The sequence below is a fragment of the Solibacillus sp. R5-41 genome (assembly GCF_002736105.1).
GTDB lineage: Bacteria > Bacillota > Bacilli > Bacillales_A > Planococcaceae > Solibacillus.
Map to the genome: position 1 here is coordinate 1,017,395 of NZ_CP024123.1, position 20,334 is coordinate 1,037,728.

A 20,334-nucleotide genomic window follows, 5' to 3' on the forward strand; every position below is an offset into this window, starting at 1 on the left:
GCTCGCATATTTACATTGTATAAAAACGATATTTCAATTAATGATGATTATTAGATAGGAGAATTTCATGGTACAAGTACTTACATGTCAAAATGGTGTACGCATTGTGGCTGAGCAAATGCCAGATGTGCGTTCTTTATCAGTTGGGATTTGGGTCAATGCCGGCTCACGCTATGAAACCATTGAAGAAAATGGCATTACGCATTTTATTGAACACATGCTATTTAAAGGAACAAAAAATCGAACAGCTCGTCAAATTGCTGTAGAATTTGACCGTATTGGTGGTGAAATCAATGCGTTCACATCAAAAGAGCATACTTGTTATTTTGCTAAAGTATTAGACCATCACGCGGAACTCGCAGTGGAAATTTTAGCAGATATGTTTTTCAATTCACTATTTAGTGAAGAAGATATCGGACGTGAACGTCAAGTTGTTCTCGAAGAAATTTATATGAGTGAAGATGATCCAGCAGATGATGTACATGAAAAGCTATGGTCCGTCATGTATCCAAATGATGCACTAGGGCGCCCGATTTTAGGGACACCTGAAACGTTGGCAACATTTAATGAGACGATGATTCGTAGGTATTTGGCAAAGCATTATGGTCCTAAAAATGTCGTTATTTCAGTAGCTGGTCATATTACAGATGGTTTAATCGAAGTGATTGAACAATTATTTGGTACGTATTCCGCGAGTGCTGAATCAGAAGTAGCACAACCTTCGTATCCAGTATTTACGGCAGGCGAAGTTGAAAAAACACGCGATACAGAGCAGGCCCATATCGCCATTTCTTTCCCAGCAATCGGCGTGAAGGATCCTCAAACATATAGCTTTATCGCGTTAAATAATATTATTGGTGGTAATATGAGCTCACGCCTATTCCAAGATATTCGTGAGGAGCGTGGGCTAGCGTATTCGGTATTTAGCTATCAATCATGCTATGAAGATGTTGGGGCCTATACGATTTACGCATCCACATCCAAGCAAAACTTAGATACGTTGCAACAGCAAATCGATCAAACCTTATTTGATGTGGTCGCAGGTGGCGTAACGGAAATCGAACTTGAAAATGCAAAAGAGCAATTAAAGGGAAGTTTCGTGCTCGGCTTAGAAGGAACAGAAGAACATATGAATCGTAATGGTGTGAACGAACTAATCCATCAACAGCATCGCTCAGTTGATGAAGTGCTATCAAAAATTGACGCCATTTCGATGGACACCATTGATGCATTAATTACAAAAATTTTATTAAATGAACCAGCCATTGCGATTATTGGTCCAGAAAATGAATAAACAACGAATCGGAGTTTTTGGCTAAACTCTGATTCGTTTTTTTATAACTCTGCTTGTTCAAACTTTGTGATGGCAGATTGGCAAAGCTTGTAATGGCATGTTCATCATTTTCCATAAATTGTTGTAAGAGTTCTAGCACTTCATCACGTACAATCGGGTCAAGCCCGCTCGTTGGCTCATTTAATAACAGAAGTTTCGGGTGATAGGACAAGGCTAAAATAAGGCCTAATTTCATTTACGTGCCGCGTGACATCGTTTTCACTTTATCGAATTTAGGCACATCTAATTGGTCTACTAGGCGGTAAAAATAATCGCAATTCCAAGTCGAATAAACTTTCGAATAAATGTTATTTAGTTCTTTGACCGTTAAATTATTAGGTACGTGAAGTTCATCAAATACAACACCGATTTGAGCTTTTAAAGCGATTTCATGTAAAAGATGGTCTTTGCCGAAAATAAGAATTTCTCCAGCTTGTTTTTTGAGTAAATTTAAATTGAGCTTGATAGTCGTCGACTTTCCGGCACCATTTTGGCCGATGAATCCTGCAATTGTCCCACATGCTACCGTAAACGAAACATCATTTAAACGAAAACTTTTAAGTGCTTTGAAACATGTTTTACCTAGATTGCGTTCATCATCATTCCTCCAATAATAGGCTTAGTAATTCAAACAATTCCTCCGACTGGATATTTGCTACTTTTGCGATTGACACAGCTTTTGTCAAATGTCCTTCAATTTGATTGACCAACTCTTCACGCAAAAAATCCTGATTGCGCTGTGAGACAAAGCTGCCTTTCCCTGCAACGGTTTCGATAAAGCCGTCCCGCTCTAATTCGGAATAGGCTCGTTTTGTTGTCATGACGCTAATTTTTAATTCAATAGCCAATGCCCGTATCGAAGGTAGTACATTACCCGCAACGAGCGCACCAGTTAAAATGGCTTGCTTCAGTTGTTCTGTAATTTGCTCGTAAATCGGCTGGTTGCTCGCATTGCTCAATTTTATAAACATGTATCAAATCCACCTCACTCGGCTTAACTGTATATGTACAGTATATACAGTTGGAACGTGGAATTGTCTAATAGAAATTTTAAATCCAAGTCCGCACAATCAAAACTTTCAATGCATATAGTAATCATAAGCTCATTGAAGAGGAGGTTGAGGATGCTATTATCTGAGCTTGCTGAAAAGGAATTAATCGAAATGGAAAAGGGGATTCGCTATGGTTTTTTAGCGGAGACGGAATGTATTTTTGATCCAAAGACGGGGAAAATTATCGGATTTGAAATGCCTGCACAAATGGTGAAGATGCCATTCCAAAAAAAGAAAACCCCTACGATTAAATATATTCCATGGGAAGAAATTTTGTTAATTGGCGAGGATCGTATTTTATTTCAAAAAACTACTTCATCGATTGACCATCCAACCGAATGACAGAACGTTGGCTGATTGTTGGAACTGATGAACGTATGAAATTGCTCGCGAAGGAATTAACTGATAATCAACGTACGGTGTATTACAAGTGCACAAATAAGTGGGATGACGCCTTAAATAAGGCCGCACTTGAATTCCATCCAACGATACTGGTGTTACCAATCCAGCCATTAAAAATTGAAGTCGCTGAATTATTTGGTATCAATCAAGTCCTCATTTTTGCAGGTCGTTTAGATGAACAATGGAATGAAAATTTGCGAAATACAAAACCTGTTTATTATTTGCAAAATGAAGCTTTTATTTGGAAAAATGCTGCACTTACCGCAGAAGGGTTTTTAGCCCACATTTATCAGCAACGGGTAAGTGTTCAACGTAAAAAAATTATTATTACAGGCTTTGGTCGAGTGGCAAAAATCCTCGCATTGTTTTTAAGTCGTATGCATGCCGATATTCATATAGCTGTAAACTCGGAAACACAATGTGCCGAGGCGATTGCGTATGGCTATACAGGAATTCATTTAGATAAGAAAAATCAATGTACAGCCGATATGATCATTAATACAATTCCAGATGCTTGGTTGACAAAAGAGTATACACAATTCATTGAATGTCCGATTTATGATATAGCATCTGCACCGGGATGCTTGAAAGAACTCACATTATCACAATACGAGTTGTTGCCAGCATTACCTGGGAAATACTTTCCGCAAGCAGCAGCTAAAATCATGTATGAAACGATGCTCGAGCTCATTAGGAGGGAAAGAAATGCTTGAAGGAAAGCGAATAGGACTTGGAATAACGGCTTCACATTGTACGTATGAGGAGGTTGTCCCTAAAATCCAGCAATTTCGTGATGCAGGGGCAACCGTCGTACCAATCATTACCCCTTCTGTATTACATGCGGCAACCCGATTTGGTACAGGGGAGGAATGGATTGAAAAAATTGAAGCTTTAGCGGGAGAAAAAGTAGTAAGTTCCATTGTAGAAGCAGAGCCATTTGGTCCGAAAAATCCACTCGACTGCATGGTTATTGCACCGATGACGGGAAATTCAATAAGTAAATTTGCCAATGCTGCTACGGATAGTGCTGTTTTAATGGCAGCGAAGGCGACGTTACGAAACGGTTCACCTGTTGTTCTTGGTATTTCAACGAATGATGCTCTTGGATTAAACGGGATGAATTTAATGAAATTAATGAATGCAAAAAACATTTATTTTATTCCATTTGGCCAGGATGATCCGATTTTGAAACCGACGTCGCTAATAGCGGATTTCACAAAAATGCTCGAAACTGTGGAGTATTCGCTCGCTCATAAAAAACAGGTTCAGCCAATATTTATACAATTTTTTAAATAATCAAATAAACTCACACAATTGAAATTATTTATGATACAATATCCAACATTATGTATCTAGTTTAATTTAGGAGAGATGAGAAATGACAAAACAATTAACAGTTGCAGTAGTTGGAGCAACAGGGGCAGTAGGTTCAAAAATGATGGAGAAACTTATTGAGCGTAAGTTTCCGATTAAACATATAAAGTTTTTAGCTTCAGCACGTTCGGCAGGGAAGTCTATCGAATTTAATGGCCAGACGTATACAATTGAAGAAGCAACACCAGAAAGCTTTGAAGGTGTGAATGTTGCTTTATTCTCAGCAGGTGGTTCCGTTTCAGAAAAACTTGCGCCAGAAGCAGCGAAACGAGGGGCAATTGTAATAGACAATACGAGTCATTTCCGCATGGATCCAGAAGTGCCGCTAGTCGTGCCAGAAGTAAATCGCCATGTGCTAAAAAATATTCCAAAAGGGATTATTGCCAACCCGAACTGTTCAACAATTCAAATGGTAGCAGCACTTCAACCGATCCGTGAAAAATTTGGTTTAACAAAAGTAATCGTTTCAACTTATCAAGCAGTATCAGGCTCTGGAATTGCAGCAATTGATGAGTTACGTGAACAAAGTGCGCAGTGGGAAGCTGGTAAAAATGTGGAAGCGAACGTTCTTCCCGTTAAATCAGATGTAAAACATTATCCAATTGCACGTAATGTTATCCCACAAATTGATAAGTTCACGAATAACGGATTTACATATGAAGAAATGAAAATGATTAATGAAACGAAAAAAATTATGGAAGCACCAGAATTGAGTGTCGCAGCAACTTGTGTGCGTGTTCCTGTCGTATCTGGTCACTCAGAATCGGTTTATATCGAGTTAGAACAGGAAGCGACTGTGCAAGACATTTTTGCGGCATTACAAGACGCACCAGGCATTGTTTTACAAGATGATATTACGCAACAATTGTATCCTATGCCTCTTTATGCTGAAAATGAAGATCCAACTTTTGTAGGTAGAATTCGCCAAGATTTAGATAATAAAAAAGGCTTCCACCTATGGATTGTTGCAGACAACTTATTGAAGGGTGCGGCATTAAATTCTATTCAAATAGCTGAAGCAATGTTAGAGGATAACTTACTATAAGAGGGGTGTATTTTACATGGATTTTGGTCGTATCGGAACGGCTATGATTACGCCGTTCACGAAAGATGGCGCCATCAATTATAAAGAGTTAGAACGCATTATTAATTTTTTAATAGAGAACGGAACCGATGCCATTGTTGCTTGCGGTACAACTTCTGAAAATCCGACGATGTCTACGGAAGAAAAGATTGAAGTTGTTCGTTTTACAGTAGAAAAAGTGGCAGGGCGTGTGCCAGTCATTGCGGGTACAGGAGATAATGAGACGGCCTATTCAATCGCCATGACGCATAGAGCAGAAGAGAATGGCGCAGATGGAATCATGCTCGTAACACCATATTACAATAAGCCAAATCAACGCGGCATGCATGCTCACTTTGAGACAATCGCTAAGGAAACGGCACTCCCAATCATGCTTTATAATGTACCAGGACGTACGGGTGCCAATATTTTAGCGGAAACAACGATCGCCTTAAGCAAGGATGTTGAAAATATTGTTTGCATTAAAGAAGCGAGCGGTAATTTAGATCAAATGGGCGATATTATTGAAAATGTAAATTCAGATTTCTACGTGTATTCAGGTGATGATGGTTTAACATTACCATTACTTGCAATTGGTGGTCGTGGGGTTATTTCAGTCGCTTCGCATGTTGTTGGTAATGATATGCAACAAATGATTCGTGCATTTGAGCAAGGTCGACATGAAGAAGCGGCACAAATTCACCGTGCATTATTGCCTTTAGTGCGCGCGTTATTTGCACAACCAAACCCATCGCCAATCAAATATGCAATGACAAAGCTTGGTTTTGATACATTAGATGTACGCCTACCTATGATGGAAATGCTACCAGAAGAAAAAGCAGCATTCGATCAAATTTGGGATACGTATCAATTAAAAGCAAAAGAATTCCGTGCTTTACACCAAAAAAAATAAACTAAAAGAACAAAAAATGGCGTTTTGACAATATGTCGAAATGCCGTTTTTTTTTATTAAAGCATATTATCGCTCTTCATTTAAAGACTTGTTTAATAAAATACCCAAAAGTATCAAATGAGAAAAAGAGGTTGGAAAGGAATGACGAAATTACATTCAATTAGAAATTCACTTTTTTTTATTTGTGCTCTCGTCATTCTCACCGTATAATGAAATTTAAGTGGTTGCTGTTCGGAACAATTTAGGAGGAAAAAAAAGTGACAAAAAATAAAAATGAACTAATCCGTGTCATTCCGTTAGGCGGAGTTGGCGAAATCGGAAAATCTATGTATGTAATTGAAATAGACGAAGAGCTTTTCGTAGTAGACAGTGGGCTAATGTTCCCAGAGGACGAAATGCTCGGTATTGATATTGTCATTCCAGATATTACGTATTTAGAAGAAAACAAAGATCGTGTAAAAGGAATCTTCTTAACACATGGACATGAAGATGCAATTGGCTCGATTGCCTATGTATTGAAAAAAGTGAAGGCACCTGTATACGGCTCAAAGCTAACGATTGCCTTAGCAAAAGAACATTTAAAAGAATTACCTGTACCTTATCAAGTAAAATTCTTTGAAGTAACAAGTAATAGCCGCATGAACTTCGTTACAACACATGTAACGTTCTTCCATACGACACATAGTATCCCGGATTCTTTAGGGATTGTATTCCACACGTCTGAAGGGGCAATTGTTCATACGGGAGAATTTAAATTTGATCAATCAGCAACAGGTAAATTTAAACCGAATTTAGCGAAAATGGCGATGCTTGGTGAAGAAGGCGTATTGATGCTTCTATCTGAATCGATTGAGGCAGAACGTCCAGGTCATACAACGAGTGAATCGGTTATTGCAGAGGAACTACAAAAAACGTTCCATTCCGCACCGGGTCGTATTATCGTTGCACTATATGCATCAAACTTTATTCGTATTCAGCAAGTATTTAGTCAAGCAGCCAAATCTTATCGTAAAGTGGCGGTTGTCGGAAAGTCTTTAGAAAAAATTGTTGATATCGGTGTAAACCTTGGCTATTTAGAAGTGGACGAGGATACATTAGTACCTGTCAATGAAATTCATAAATATCAAGATGATGAAATTATTATTATGGCAACGGGTAATAAAGGTGAACCACTTGATGCACTAGATAAAATTGTGCGAAAACACCACCGTGATGTCAAAATTAAAAATACCGATACAGTATTAATTACATTTACACCATCTCCAAGCATGGAAGTGCAAATGTATAATACAATGAACCAACTAGCTAAAGCTGGTGCAACAGTGATGACTTCTAACAAGAAAGTTCACGTTTCAGGTCATGGCAGTGCGGAAGACTTAAAGTTAATGTTAAACTTTATGAAACCAAAGTATTTTGTACCAATCCAAGGTGAGTACCGCATGTTAATTGCCCACTCTAAACTTGCACAACAGGTCGGCTTACAAAAATCACAAATTTTTATCGCAGACAAAGGTGATATTGTCGAATATAAAAACGGTAAAGTACGTATGACAGGACGTGTACAAGCTGGTAACGTCTTAATTGATGGAATCGGTGTAGGGGACGTAGGAAATATTGTATTACGTGACCGAAAATTATTATCACAAGATGGTATTTTTATCGTTGTCGTGACGTTAAACCGTGCACAGAAGAAGATTGCATCTGGCCCAGAAATTTTATCACGTGGTTTCGTTTACGTTCGTGAATCAGAGCAACTAATGGAAGAATCAGCAGATATCGCGCGTGAAGTTATAGAAAAATATGTTGGAAAAGATACGTTCGAATGGACAAATATTAAACAAGAAATTCGTGACTCATTAAACCAATATTTATTCCAAAAAACAAAGCGTCGACCAATGATTATTCCGATTATTATGGAATATTAACATTGAAAATAAAAGGGTTTTCTTGCCGGATGGTGTAGGAAATCCTTTTTTTCTCTAAATTAATGAAATGAATGCCTGTACGATGCAGGTTCGTTAGCCTAAATGAGCGTAAACTAAAGTTTGAACGCAATATTCGTGGAGGCTTAATTGATATAAAGAAGGTGAATCACTCGTTGAAACGTAAAACTAAAAATACAAAAGCAAAATCAAAGACACAACCAAAAACAAAGGCAACAAGTCAAGATAAAGAGCTTCATCCGCTTGCCTACGAAATCATTGGTTTACTTTTAATTGCCTTTGCTATTATCGAATTTTTTGAATTTGGAATCATAGGGAGATGGACATTTTCCATTGCTGTCTTTTTCTTTGGGAACTTACATTTTATTGTGCCAGTCCTTTGCTTTTTAATTGCAGGGATGCTAATGGTACGTAGAAGAGGAGTTGCCTTTAATAATCGCATTGTCTCCGGTGTTTTATTTGTCGGGGCAAGCTTAACCATTTTCAGCCATAGTATGCTATTCGAACAACTATATGCAGCCAATTCTTTAATTTCTAATTCTGTCTTAAAGGAAACATGGCGGATTTTAATTAGTACAGAGGGCATAGCCAATCGAAGTCATGCATTAGGTGGCGGAATGATTGGTGGACTTCTATTTAGTATGTTACACGTTTTATTTGATGCCGCTGGGGCGAAAATAGCAGCAACAGTCATTTTTGCGATTGGGATTATATTAATTACGGGAAAGGCTTTTGTCCCTTTATTAATAGAAAAGGCACCTAAATTAAAGGGAAAGCTACAGAGAAACAATCGGAATTCAAGATCAAGGACGGTGCAGGAAAATCGTTCACGGCGCACACAAGAGCAACACTTAGCAGAGGAAGCCGCTGCTGAGGAACATGTCGTAATTATGAATTCGCCTATACAAGAAGAGCCAGTTATTTCGAACTTTGTGGAACACATAAGAAATGAACAAATGAAAGAACCAAAAACCGAGGAAGAGAGCGTATCTCTTGAAGAAGTGAATTTGCCAAACTCTGCTTTAGAGCAGTCGTATATACTACCATCTATCACGTTGTTAAATGCGCCACCAGAACAAGATCAAAGCGGCGAATATTCGGTTATTCAGCAAAATGCAAAAAAATTAGAGCAAACATTTTCAAGTTTTGGTGTTAAGGCAAAAGTAACGCAAGTTCATTTAGGTCCTGCAGTGACAAAATACGAAATCATGCCAGATACAGGTGTGAAAGTAAGTAAAATTGTTAGCCTACAAGATGATTTAGCCCTTGCGTTAGCAGCGAAGGATATTCGAATTGAGGCGCCTATTCCAGGAAAATCCGCTGTTGGGATAGAAGTGCCAAATAGCGAAGTAGCAATGGTGACATTACGTGAAGTAATCGAGGCAAAGGAACAGTACAAACTCGATTCAAAATTGTTAGTGAGTTTAGGGCGAGATGTGACAGGGCAAGCAATTACAGCCGAATTAAATAAAATGCCTCATCTACTCGTTGCAGGTTCAACTGGTAGTGGGAAAAGTGTTTGTATTAATGGCATTATTGTTTCGATTATTATGCGAGCGACACCTACTGAAGTACGCATGATGATGATTGATCCGAAAATGGTGGAATTAAGTGTTTATAATGGAATTCCCCATTTATTAGCACCTGTCGTAACGGATGCACGAAAAGCAGCCCAAGCGTTACAGAAAGTAGTTGCAGAAATGGAACGACGATATGATTTATTTTCAATGTCGGGCACAAGGAATATAGAGGGCTATAATGAGCATATAAATCACTGTAATGAACAAGCAATTGAGCACCAACCGAAATTGCCATACATTGTCGTCATTGTCGATGAGTTGGCAGATTTGATGATGGTTGCATCAAATGAGGTAGAGGATGCGATAACACGTCTCGCTCAAATGGCACGTGCAGCGGGGATTCATTTAATTATTGCGACACAACGTCCTTCTGTGGATGTCATTACGGGCATTATTAAAGCAAATATTCCATCGCGCATTGCCTTTGCTGTATCTTCAGCAGTCGATTCGCGTACCATTTTGGACATGGGAGGTGCAGAGCGCTTACTCGGGCGTGGGGACATGCTTTATTTACCAGCAGGTGCATCGAAACCTACACGTGTTCAGGGAGCTTTTGTAAGTGATAAAGAAGTAGGTCATGTCATTGATAGTGTCATCCAGCAACAAAAGGCCCAATACGAAGAGGCAATGATTCCAACGGATGAACCTGTTCGAAATGAACTTGATGAAACGGACGAGTTATTCGATGATGCGGTAAGACTTATTTATGAAATGCAAACCGCATCTGTATCAATGTTACAGCGCAAATTCCGTATCGGATATTCCCGCGCGGCAAGGATAATAGATCAAATGGAACAACGGGGAATTGTTGGACCACCAGAAGGCAGTAAACCAAGACAAGTATTAGGAAACCGCTCATAAAAGTCTATTAATTCGAAAGTGCCATAATAATCAAATTATCAATATTTACATACAAATTTCAAATAAATTTACTAAAAATGAAATATTGTATGTCACATTACGATAAAAGTGTTTTCTTTTATTAGTGAAAATGTTATATTAATCACGAATTAGTAGGAATGTTGTACATCAGATGTCTGATCTCTATGTTATGGTGGTGATACAAAATGACAATTAAAGCGGATCATCGTCATTTGTATTTACAAGTGATTGACCGATTAAAGTCAGATATCGATAAAGAGATTTATCGTGAAAATGAAAAACTGCCATCTGAATTTGAACTTTCAAAAACACTTGGTGTTAGTCGTGCAACGCTACGAGAAGCGCTTCGACTATTGGAAGAAGAAAACATTATTGTAAGACGCCACGGTGTAGGGACATTTGTAAATCCGAAGCCACTTTTCACATCTGGCATTGAACATTTATCGAGTATTTCTTCGATGATTGAAAATGCTGGTATGGTTCCAGGCACAATTTTTATGAGTGCGCAGGAAGAAAATGTGACCGAGGAAGATATCGAACGATTCCAGGCAGACATTGATGACAATGTAATCACGATTGAACGTGTTAGAACGGCAGATGGCGAGCCAGTCGTGTATTGTGTCGATCGTGTTCTTGCAAGCTTATTACCATCAGAATTTATAAAGAACCAAACCGTTTCAATTTTTTCAGCACTTGAACAAACAGGAAATATTCGTGTTGCCTATGCTGTAACGTATATTGACCCTGTTGGTTACCATGAGTTGGTCTCACCTATTTTGAAATGTGGACCAGAATCAGCGTTGCTTGTTTTGAAACAACTTCATTACGACGAGAATGATCGCGTCGTACTTTATTCAAAAAATTATTTTAGAGCTGATAAATTCAGCTTCCATGTAGTGCGTAAAAGGGTGTAGAACAAGTAATTCAACTTATTTAATTCCTGCTAATTACAAATACCTTTGAGGGGGACTCATTAATGAAAAAGCGTAAATTAGGTTTATTAATCTCATCAGTAGTAGCAACAGGTGCTATTTTAGCGGCATGTGGTAGCGGCGAGGACAAAGAAAAAGATACTTCAAACAACAATTCAGGTTCTGATGCAAACACAGAAGAAGCTGGTGACGCATTTACAGTAGCAATGGTAACTGACGTTGGTGGCGTAGATGATAAATCATTTAACCAATCAGCTTGGGAAGGTATTAAAGATTTCGGAGCTGAAAATAAGCTAACTGAAAAAGAAGGCTATGATTACTTACAATCAAACACGGATGCAGATTACAACACAAACTTAAACAACTTATTACGTCGTGACTTCGATTTAGTATTCGGTGTTGGTTTCATGATGGGTGACGCAATTGGTGAAGTAGCAGCTGAAAATCCAAAAGCAAAGTTAGCATTAATCGATGCTGAAGTAGAGGCTGAAAACGTAGCAAACATTATGTTTAAAGAGCAAGAAGGTGCTTTCTTAGCGGGTGTTGTTGCTGCTTCAATGTCTGAAACTGGTAAAGTAGGTTTCGTAGGTGGCGTAAACATTCCAGTAATTAACCGCTTCGAAGCAGGTTTTGTTGAAGGTGCTAAAGCAGTAAATCCAGATATCGTAATTGAAAGCAAATATACAGAAGCATTTGATGACGCATCTAAAGGTAAAATTACTGCAAACGCAATGTACTCTTCAGGCGTAGATATTATTTTCCACGCGGCTGGTGCAACGGGTAACGGTGTATTCTCTGAAGCAAAAGAGCGTAAAGCAAAAGATCCGAATGCAAACGTATGGGTAATCGGTGTAGATGCTGACCAATACGAAGAAGGTAAAGTGGATGACAAAACAAATATTACTTTAACTTCGATGTTAAAAGGTGTTAACAAAGCGGTAGTGGATATTTCTAACAAAGCAAAAGAAGGCAAATTCCCTGGTGGTACAACAACTGTTTACGGTTTAGCTGAAGACGGTGTTGGCTTAGCAGATTCTCGTGGAGCTATTCCACAAGACGTATTAGATAAAGTAGAAGAATATAAACAAAAAATCGCTTCTGGTGAAATTACTGTTTCTGAATCAGTTAAATAATTCATTTAGGTACGATTATCATCATAGGGGAAAATATCTCCTATGATGATTTTGTAGTTTTTAGCCTATTCAATCAACTAAACTACGAAATGGTAAGGGGAAAAATGTAAGCGTTCTTTTATTTGTGGAAAACGATCATATTTTTTTTGAACAGTGCGAGTATGCGGTAGAAATCATAAAAAAATGAAGGTTATTTTTATTATTTAGCGAAAGTATATTAATGAAAAAATTAATAGATGAAAGATTTTATCTTCATTAGTGGGAATAGAAAATCTCTCATGTGTTAATTTAAAAAAATTATCCTAATATTAGCCTAAAGGAGTGAATCAAGTGGAACATGTGATTGAGATGCTAGGAATACGCAAAGAGTTTGGCAATTTCGTAGCAAATAATAATATCACCCTCCAATTAAAAAAGGGCGAAATTCATGCGCTACTAGGAGAGAATGGTGCAGGTAAGTCGACTTTAATGAATGTGCTTTTCGGTCTTTATCAACCTGAAGCCGGTGAAATAAAAGTACGTGGGGAATCAGTTAAAATTACAGACCCAAACAAAGCCAATGATTTAGGGATTGGGATGGTACACCAACACTTTATGTTAGTTGGAAACTTCACTGTTACAGAAAATATTATTTTAGGCAGTGAACCTACTAAACTAGGTATGATTAATATAAAGGACGCAGCAAAAGATATTGCAGCATTATCTAAAAAATATAATTTAGATGTTGATCCTTATGCAAAAATTGAAGATATATCTGTTGGTATGCAACAACGTGTGGAAATTTTAAAAACATTGTACCGCGGTGCAGAAATTTTAATTTTCGATGAACCAACAGCTTCCTTAACGCCACAAGAAATTACAGAGTTAATGAGCATTTTAAAGCTTCTTATAAAAGAAGGAAAATCTATCATTATTATTACACACAAACTAAAAGAGATTATGGAAGTATCTGATCGTGTAACCATTATTCGTAAAGGTGAAGGGATTGGTACAGTGATTACAGCTGAAACGAATCCAGATGAACTCGCGGAATTGATGGTCGGACGTCAAGTTGATTTTAAGACGGTGAAAAAAGACGCTACACCAGCCGAAGAAATATTAGCAATCGAAAATTTAGTTGTTACCGATTACCGCAATATTGAAAAAGTAAAAGGGTTAAACTTAAATGTTCGCAAAGGTGAAATTGTCGGAATAGCGGGTATTGATGGCAACGGCCAATCTGAACTAATTGAGGCCATTACAGGTTTACGAAAAGTGAAGAGCGGTAAAATTTCGTTAAATGGCAAGGACATTACGGGATTAAAGCCACGTAAAATTACGGAATTAGGTATTGGGCATATTCCACAGGACCGTCATAAACACGGACTTGTATTAGATTTCCCGATTGGACATAACATTGCATTACAAACGTATTACAAAGAGCCGATTTCTAAGGGCGGCATTATGAATTATAAAAAAATAAACGAAAAAGCACGACAAGTAATTGAAGAGTTCGATGTTCGTACAGGGCAAGGGGAAATGACTCCTGCACGTGCGCTTTCAGGTGGTAACCAGCAAAAGGCTATCATTGGGCGTGAAGTCGACCGAAATCCAGATTTACTAATTGCAGCATTACCGACACGTGGTTTAGATGTGGGTGCCATTGAATTTATTCACTCGCGCTTAATTGAACAACGTGATAAAGGAAAAGCAGTTCTATTAATTTCATTTGAGCTAGATGAAGTGATGAACGTTTCAGACCGCATTGCTGTCATTTATGATGGGACAATCGTGGATATTGTCAATCCAAAAGATACGGATGAGCAAGAGCTTGGATTATTAATGGCTGGTGAAGAAAGAAAAGTGAAGGCTGTTAAGGAGGGGAACGAATAAATGTCAAACCGTGTAGTGAATATACTCGTTCCTGTTGTTTCAATCATTATTGGTTTAATCGTTGGCGCAATCGTAATGGTTGTCAGTGGTTATGATCCAGTACAAGGTTATATAGCTTTATGGAATGGTATTTTTGGAGATTCCTATTCAATAGGAAATACAATTCGACAAATTACTCCTTATATTTTATCAGGTCTTGCGGTCGCATTTGCGTTCCGTACAGGGCTATTTAATATCGGGGTAGAAGGGCAATTATTAATGGGCTGGTTAGCTGCGGCATACGTTGGATATGCATTTGAGCTACCACGATTCATTCACTTGCCATTAGCATTACTTGCGGCAGCTGCAGCAGGTGCCTTCTGGGCATTTATTGTAGGCTTCTTGAAAGCGAAATTATCGGTGCACGAAGTAATTGCTTCGATCATGTTAAACTATACAGCGTTATACATTACGAACGCTGTGATTAGAAACTTGTCAGATGGTGGGTTTAAAACACCTACTGTTGTCGAAAGTGCAACATTGCGTATGCCATGGTTACGCGAAATTACGGACAATTCAAGCTTGCACTTAGGGATTATCGTAGCTTTATTAATGGTGTTCGTAATGTGGTTTATTTTAGAAAAGACGACACGTGGTTACGAGTTGAAATCTGTCGGATTTAATAAAAATGCCGCTGAATATGCAGGGATGAATGTCAACAAAAATATTATTTTAGCGATGACGATTTCAGGTGTATTTGCCGGCCTTGCAGGTGCGATGGAAGCATTAGGTACTTTCCAAAATGCATCGATTAAAGCGGGATTCTCCGGTATTGGGTTTGACGGAATCGCGGTTGCCTTACTTGGTGCAAACACACCACTTGGGGTCGTATTCGGTGCTTCTTTATTCGGATCATTGAAATATGGTGCATTAAATATGCCAAACGAAGCCGGTATTCCAGAAGAAATCGTATCAATCATTATTGCATTGATTATTTTCTTCGTAGCGAGCGGCTATATTATTCGAGTAGCTTTACAAAAATTTGGAAAGAAAAAGGAGGGCCAGTAACATGAGTTTGTTAGAAATGTTATATTTCATTGTCCCTTCTGCGATTTTATATGCGACACCGTTAATTTTTGCAGGTATCGGTGGGGTATTCTCTGAGCGCTCTGGTGTTGTCAACATCGGGTTAGAAGGGATTATGGTCATTGGTGCTTTCACTGGGATCTATGTCAATTTAGAGTATTATGATGTATTTGGACATAATGTTATTTGGGTAGCGATTTTAGCATCATTAGTCACTGGATTATTATTCTCCCTTTTACTGGCGGTTGCAGCGGTATCATTCCGTGCCGATCAAACAGTTACAGGGGTAGCATTAAATATGCTTGGGGTTGCCATTGCGGTATTTCTAGTAAAAATGATTTATCAAAAAGGGCAAACAGATATGATTCAAGCACCGATTCAACGCTTTGAAATTCCTTATTTATCTGATATCCCGTTCTTTGGTAAACTATTATTCCATGATGTTTATAGTGTATCGATCTTAGCGTTTGCGGTAGCGATACTTGCGTGGTTTGTCATTTATAAAACACCATTTGGCTTGCGTTTACGTGCAGTTGGGGAACACCCGATGGCAGCAGATACAATGGGTGTCAATGTGACGAAGATGCGTTACATCGCTGTAATGATTTCGGGTGCGCTTGGTGGTATTGGTGGAGCAGCATTTGCGATGACTGTCGCATCAGACTTTTCAGGCTCTACTATTGCGGGACAAGGTTTCATGGCCATTGCCGCGATGATTTTTGGTAAATGGCATCCACTTGGTACGTTAGGTGCGGCACTTTTCTTCGGTTTAGCACAAACATTAAGTATTACGGGCGCGCAAATTCCTTATATTAAAGAAATTCCAGCTGTCTATCTGCAAATTTTACCTTATGTATTAACAATTTTTGCACTTGCAGGATTTATTGGGAAGGCCATAGCTCCGAAAGCTTCCGGTCAACCGTATATTAAAGGAAAACGATAAATAAAGTTCTGCCCACACAAAGAAAAAAATGTGTGGGCAGTTTTTTTCTTGCTTATAACTTTTTTGATTTGGGAACACTACATTGAGTGACGGAAAATAATAATTTTCACAAATTAACAAAACAGATGTATAGTAGGAGTATAAGTATTTATTTAGGTAGTCAGGAGGAGTTTTTTTGTTTTTAACGACACAATTAGCGAAGGGTGTTTCGCTGCATATACGACAAACAGCCCAATTCAAAACAGTCAATTTTTCGGTGAAATGGAGAACACATTTAACCGAAAAAAGTGCTTCTGAACGTACAGTTTTATCCAATGTACTCCAGCATAGTAATGCGCGCTTTTCAACGTCCGCTGCGTATCGTAGTTATTTAGATGATTTATTCGGGACGGTACTCTATTTTGATACGACAAAACGTGGGGAAGAGCATACAGTACTAATGAACGTAGAAACTGTAAATGACAACTATTTAGCGCATGATAGTGTATTAAATGAAGTGATTGGATTACTGCAGGATGCGATTTTCAAACCGAATTTTGAACAAAATGTATTTAAAAAAGCTATCGTTGACCGTGAAAAGGAAATGGTTATTCAACGTATTCAATCGATTTTTGATGATAAATCTCGTTTTGCACAAAAGCGCATAATGGAAATTTTACGTCCAAATCACCCAGCATCTATTTCAGCGAATGGAACAATTGACGAAATTAGAGCAATATCACCAGAGTCTTTAACGGCGGCATATGAAAATATGTTAAATCATGACGTAATCGATATTTATGTAGTCGGTGATATCGACGTTGAGCAAATCACAGCCAAAATTAAAGAAGCATTGCCATTTAAAGATCGTGAAGTGAAGAAAATCGAACGGAATATGGAAGTTCCTAAAGATATACAGGGATACACGAAAGAAACACAAGAAATGAAACAAGGGAAGCTACATATCGGTTATTATACACCGGTCGTTTTTGGTGATGAAGACTTCCCTAAAATGCAAATTTTCAATGGGATTTTTGGTGGGTATGCCCATTCCAAAATATTTATAAATGTTCGTGAGCGCGAAAGCTTGGCTTATTACGCTTCTAGCTCCTATGCCGCACAATATGGCTTACTGTTTGTCGTTTCGGGAATTGAACCAGCAAATGAAGTGAAAGCGCGTGAAGTAATAGCGGAGCAGTTAATCGCAATACAAAAGGGTGAAATTACAGATTTAGAATTAGCGCAAACAAAGGCGATGTTAATCAATCAATTAAAAGAAGCACTTGATTCAGCGCGTGGTCAAATTGAAATTTTTGACCAATACAAAGAATTAAATGATCCGTTTTCATTAGATAAATGGACAGCGAGATGGCAGGCAGTAACGAAAGAAGATGTTCAGAAAATGGCCCAGCAATTGAAGCTTGAAGCAACGTATTTTTTATGCGGTAAGGAGGACTAGTCCGTGAAAAAGATTGAATTTAAACAACTAGATGAAACACTGTACTATAAACAATTAGCAAACGGTTTAGATGTCTATATTTTACCTAAAAAAGGGTTTTCGAAAACATTTGTAACCTTTACAACAAAATATGGTTCGATTGATCGTACATTTGTGCCACTTGGTGAAACGGAACAGATTACAGTTCCGGACGGGATTGCTCATTTTTTAGAGCATAAAATGTTTGAAAAAGAAGATGGCGACGTTTTCCAAAAATTTAGTGAGGTCGGAGCGCAAGCAAATGCCTATACGTCATTTACAAGAACGGCTTATTTATTTTCTGCAACAGATCACCTTTATAAAAGTACAGAAACATTACTGAATTTCGTTCAAGAACCTTATTTTACGGAAGAAACGGTCAATAAGGAAAAAGGGATTATTGGGCAAGAAATTACGATGTATGATGATTCACCAGATTGGCGTCTTTATTTTGGTGCGATTGAAAATATGTATCACCAACACCCTGTTAAAATTGATATTGCGGGTACGATTGAATCGATTGACGGCATTACGGCAGAACATTTATACACTTGCTATAATACGTTTTATCATCCTTCAAACATGCTACTATTCGCCATTGGCGCAGTTGATCCAGTGGAAATGATGACATTTATTGAGGAAGACCAAAATAAAAAGCAATTCCCGAAAGCGACTGAAATTACGCGTTTATTTGATGAGGAGCCAACGACGGTTGCAATTAAAGAGCGTGTCCTTCATATGGATGTTCAAAAGCCAAAAGTGTATGTCGGCTTAAAAGCGAAGGAAACAAACTTAAGTGGCGAGCAAATGTTAAAGCATGAGCTTGCTGTACAAATTGGATTAGAATGTTTATTTGGCCGCGCAGCACAATTTTATACAGACATTTATGAAAACGGCTTAATTGATGAATCGTATGCGTATGATTTTTCACTTGAAAAAGGGTATGGATTTGCGCTCATTGGCTCAGATACTGAACGACCTAACGAGTTAGTGAAAGCGATTAAGGATAAATTAGCGCAAGCAACACAAACAAATTTATTTACGACTGATGATGTAGAGCGTATTAAACGTAAAAAAATCGGCTTCTTCCTACGCGCATTAAACTCGATTGAATTTATTGCTAATCAATTTACGCGCTATGAATTTAATGAGATGAATTTATTTGATGTTGTACCTGCTCTCGAGCAACTGACAGTCGAGGATGTTACAGAAGCATTTAAGACGATTCAAGGAGAAGAACAACAAACGGTATTTACGGTTTTACCGGTGAGTGAACGCGCGACACAATGAAAAAATTCGCATTAGTTTGTGGTGCATCGGGTGAAATCGGTCAATCCATTTGCCGAAAATTGGCTGAAGATGGCTGGTCACTCTATTTGCATTACAATGCGAACGTAGAAAAAGTGCAAGAGCTTTTAGAGCAATTAGCAGTGCGTTATCCTAAACAAGAATTTTTAATCGTACACGCAGATTTTAGTTTAGACGATGGCGCACAAACGTTAGCTAGTCAAATTTACTCATTACAAGCCATACTATTTGCAAATGGTCATGCATACTATGGGCTATTAGAGGATACACCAGTGAATGAAATGGTGAAGCTTTGGAAGGTGCATGTTCAAAACCCAATGCATGCAACGGCATTACTGGCATCGAAGCTAAGAGCGAATCCGAGCAGCTATATCCTTTTAATTGGCTCTATTTGGGGAGATGCAGGCGCGGCTGGTGAAGTTGTGTATTCTGCTGTAAAAGGTGCGCAACATAGCTTTGTGAAAGCATATGCTCAAGAAGTGGCCTATAATGGCATTCGCGTAAATTGCATTGCACCAGGGATTATTGATACGAATATGAATGCTATGTTGAATGATCAAGAACGTGCCGATATTGTAGAACAAATTCCGCTACAAGCCTTTGGGAAACCAGATGATATTGCCAATATGGTTGCATTCCTGTTCAGCGGCCAAGCAGATTATATGACGGGGCAAATATTACGAGTAAATGGTGGATGGTACATATAATAATTGCTTTTTGCACATAATACATGTGTGAAAGGGAGTGAAATATATGGATATTTTGCAAAGCTGGGAAAAATGGACAAGTTTTTTAGGAAAGCAAGTAACAGATGCAAAGGAAAATGGCATGCCAAATAAAGTCATTGAAAAGGCGGCTGTTCAAATTGGCGAGTATTTAGCTAAAAATGTTGATCCTCAAAATGAACAGGAGCGCGTACTTTCGGATTTATGGTCTGTTGCAGAGAAAGATGAAAAGCAGGCAATCGCAAGCTGTGTAATGAAACTTGTTCAACAAAAAACGACCCACTAATTACCATTTCCTGATAAAAGATGTCACTCAGTAAAAGTGAGCGGCATCTTTTTTGGGCATATGTAAAGAGGA

Annotated in this window: 19 protein-coding genes and 1 pseudogene; 17 read left to right on the forward strand and 3 right to left on the reverse strand. The window is 38.3% G+C overall.

Annotation, left to right across the window (positions count from 1 at the left end):
• The first annotated feature begins 67 nt into the window (after window positions 1–67).
• On the forward strand, window positions 68–1,294 hold the full coding sequence (locus tag CSE16_RS04710) for a M16 family metallopeptidase (RefSeq protein WP_099422827.1): 1,227 nt from the start codon (window positions 68–70) through the stop codon (window positions 1,292–1,294).
• Here the strand turns inward: CSE16_RS04710 and CSE16_RS21725 are convergent.
• The 3 genes and pseudogenes from CSE16_RS21725 to CSE16_RS04720 form a co-directional block, all read right to left on the reverse strand.
• Entirely contained in the window at window positions 1,272–1,529 is a 258-nt protein-coding gene (locus CSE16_RS21725) for a hypothetical protein (protein ID WP_253896167.1), read from the reverse strand. The two genes, CSE16_RS04710 and CSE16_RS21725, sit on opposite strands and share 23 nt — an antisense overlap.
• Window positions 1,530–1,868, reverse strand: a pseudogene (locus CSE16_RS21730) (ATP-binding cassette domain-containing protein); the annotation flags it as partial.
• A gap of 64 nt (window positions 1,869–1,932) precedes the next feature.
• Window positions 1,933–2,304, reverse strand: coding sequence for a GntR family transcriptional regulator (locus CSE16_RS04720; protein ID WP_099422828.1), 372 nt, complete (start codon window positions 2,302–2,304; stop codon window positions 1,933–1,935).
• Window positions 2,305–2,457: 153 nt separating this feature from the next.
• On the opposite strand from CSE16_RS04720, the gene CSE16_RS04725 reads away from it, so the two are divergent.
• From CSE16_RS04725 to CSE16_RS04800, 16 genes are all read left to right on the forward strand, one after another.
• A complete protein-coding gene (locus CSE16_RS04725; RefSeq protein WP_099422829.1) occupies window positions 2,458–2,727 on the forward strand; it encodes a YlmC/YmxH family sporulation protein in 270 nt (89 codons plus the stop codon).
• Entirely contained in the window at window positions 2,724–3,500 is a 777-nt protein-coding gene (locus CSE16_RS04730; protein WP_099422830.1) for a dipicolinate synthase subunit A, read from the forward strand. The genes CSE16_RS04725 and CSE16_RS04730 overlap by 4 nt, the downstream gene beginning before the upstream one ends.
• The gene (locus tag CSE16_RS04735) at window positions 3,493–4,083 is read left to right on the forward strand and encodes a dipicolinate synthase subunit B (protein WP_099422831.1); all 591 of its coding nucleotides are present in this window, start codon (window positions 3,493–3,495) and stop codon (window positions 4,081–4,083) included. The genes CSE16_RS04730 and CSE16_RS04735 overlap by 8 nt, the downstream gene beginning before the upstream one ends.
• An 82-nt stretch (window positions 4,084–4,165) precedes the next feature.
• Window positions 4,166–5,206 (forward strand): aspartate-semialdehyde dehydrogenase, encoded by a 1,041-nt coding sequence (locus CSE16_RS04740; RefSeq protein ID WP_099422832.1) that lies wholly within the window; start codon window positions 4,166–4,168, stop codon window positions 5,204–5,206.
• Between the two features lie 16 nt (window positions 5,207–5,222).
• Window positions 5,223–6,137: a 4-hydroxy-tetrahydrodipicolinate synthase gene (dapA, locus tag CSE16_RS04745; protein WP_099422833.1), complete on the forward strand. Its 915-nt coding sequence runs from the start codon at window positions 5,223–5,225 to the stop codon at window positions 6,135–6,137.
• Window positions 6,138–6,394: 257 nt separating this feature from the next.
• Complete coding sequence (locus tag CSE16_RS04750; protein ID WP_099422834.1) at window positions 6,395–8,062, forward strand: ribonuclease J; 1,668 nt, start codon at window positions 6,395–6,397, stop codon at window positions 8,060–8,062.
• Window positions 8,063–8,235: 173 nt separating this feature from the next.
• A complete protein-coding gene (locus CSE16_RS04755; protein WP_305849720.1) occupies window positions 8,236–10,521 on the forward strand; it encodes an FtsK/SpoIIIE family DNA translocase in 2,286 nt (761 codons plus the stop codon).
• A 206-nt stretch (window positions 10,522–10,727) separates the two neighbouring features.
• Window positions 10,728–11,456 (forward strand): GntR family transcriptional regulator, encoded by a 729-nt coding sequence (locus CSE16_RS04760; RefSeq protein ID WP_099422836.1) that lies wholly within the window; start codon window positions 10,728–10,730, stop codon window positions 11,454–11,456.
• Between the two features lie 62 nt (window positions 11,457–11,518).
• Window positions 11,519–12,607, forward strand: coding sequence for a BMP family lipoprotein (locus CSE16_RS04765; protein ID WP_099422837.1), 1,089 nt, complete (start codon window positions 11,519–11,521; stop codon window positions 12,605–12,607).
• 330 nt (window positions 12,608–12,937) lie between these two features.
• Window positions 12,938–14,479 carry an ABC transporter ATP-binding protein gene (locus tag CSE16_RS04770; protein WP_099422838.1) on the forward strand — a complete coding sequence of 514 codons (1,542 nt, stop codon included), beginning with the start codon at window positions 12,938–12,940 and terminating at the stop codon, window positions 14,477–14,479.
• Window positions 14,480–15,526 carry an ABC transporter permease gene (locus tag CSE16_RS04775; protein WP_099422839.1) on the forward strand — a complete coding sequence of 349 codons (1,047 nt, stop codon included), beginning with the start codon at window positions 14,480–14,482 and terminating at the stop codon, window positions 15,524–15,526.
• Window position 15,527: 1 nt separating this feature from the next.
• Window positions 15,528–16,487, forward strand: coding sequence for an ABC transporter permease (locus CSE16_RS04780; protein WP_099422840.1), 960 nt, complete (start codon window positions 15,528–15,530; stop codon window positions 16,485–16,487).
• A 175-nt stretch (window positions 16,488–16,662) separates the two neighbouring features.
• Entirely contained in the window at window positions 16,663–17,925 is a 1,263-nt protein-coding gene (gene yfmF, locus CSE16_RS04785) for an EF-P 5-aminopentanol modification-associated protein YfmF (RefSeq protein WP_099422841.1), read from the forward strand.
• A 3-nt stretch (window positions 17,926–17,928) separates the two neighbouring features.
• Window positions 17,929–19,233, forward strand: a complete 1,305-nt coding sequence (gene yfmH, locus CSE16_RS04790) for an EF-P 5-aminopentanol modification-associated protein YfmH (RefSeq protein WP_099422842.1) — start codon at window positions 17,929–17,931, stop codon at window positions 19,231–19,233.
• Window positions 19,230–19,958, forward strand: a complete 729-nt coding sequence (gene ymfI / locus CSE16_RS04795; RefSeq protein WP_099422843.1) for an elongation factor P 5-aminopentanone reductase — start codon at window positions 19,230–19,232, stop codon at window positions 19,956–19,958. Before yfmH ends, ymfI begins: the two co-directional genes overlap by 4 nt.
• Before the next feature lie 46 nt (window positions 19,959–20,004).
• Window positions 20,005–20,262 (forward strand): DUF3243 domain-containing protein, encoded by a 258-nt coding sequence (locus tag CSE16_RS04800; RefSeq protein ID WP_099422844.1) that lies wholly within the window; start codon window positions 20,005–20,007, stop codon window positions 20,260–20,262.
• The last annotated feature ends 72 nt before the right edge of the window (window positions 20,263–20,334 follow it).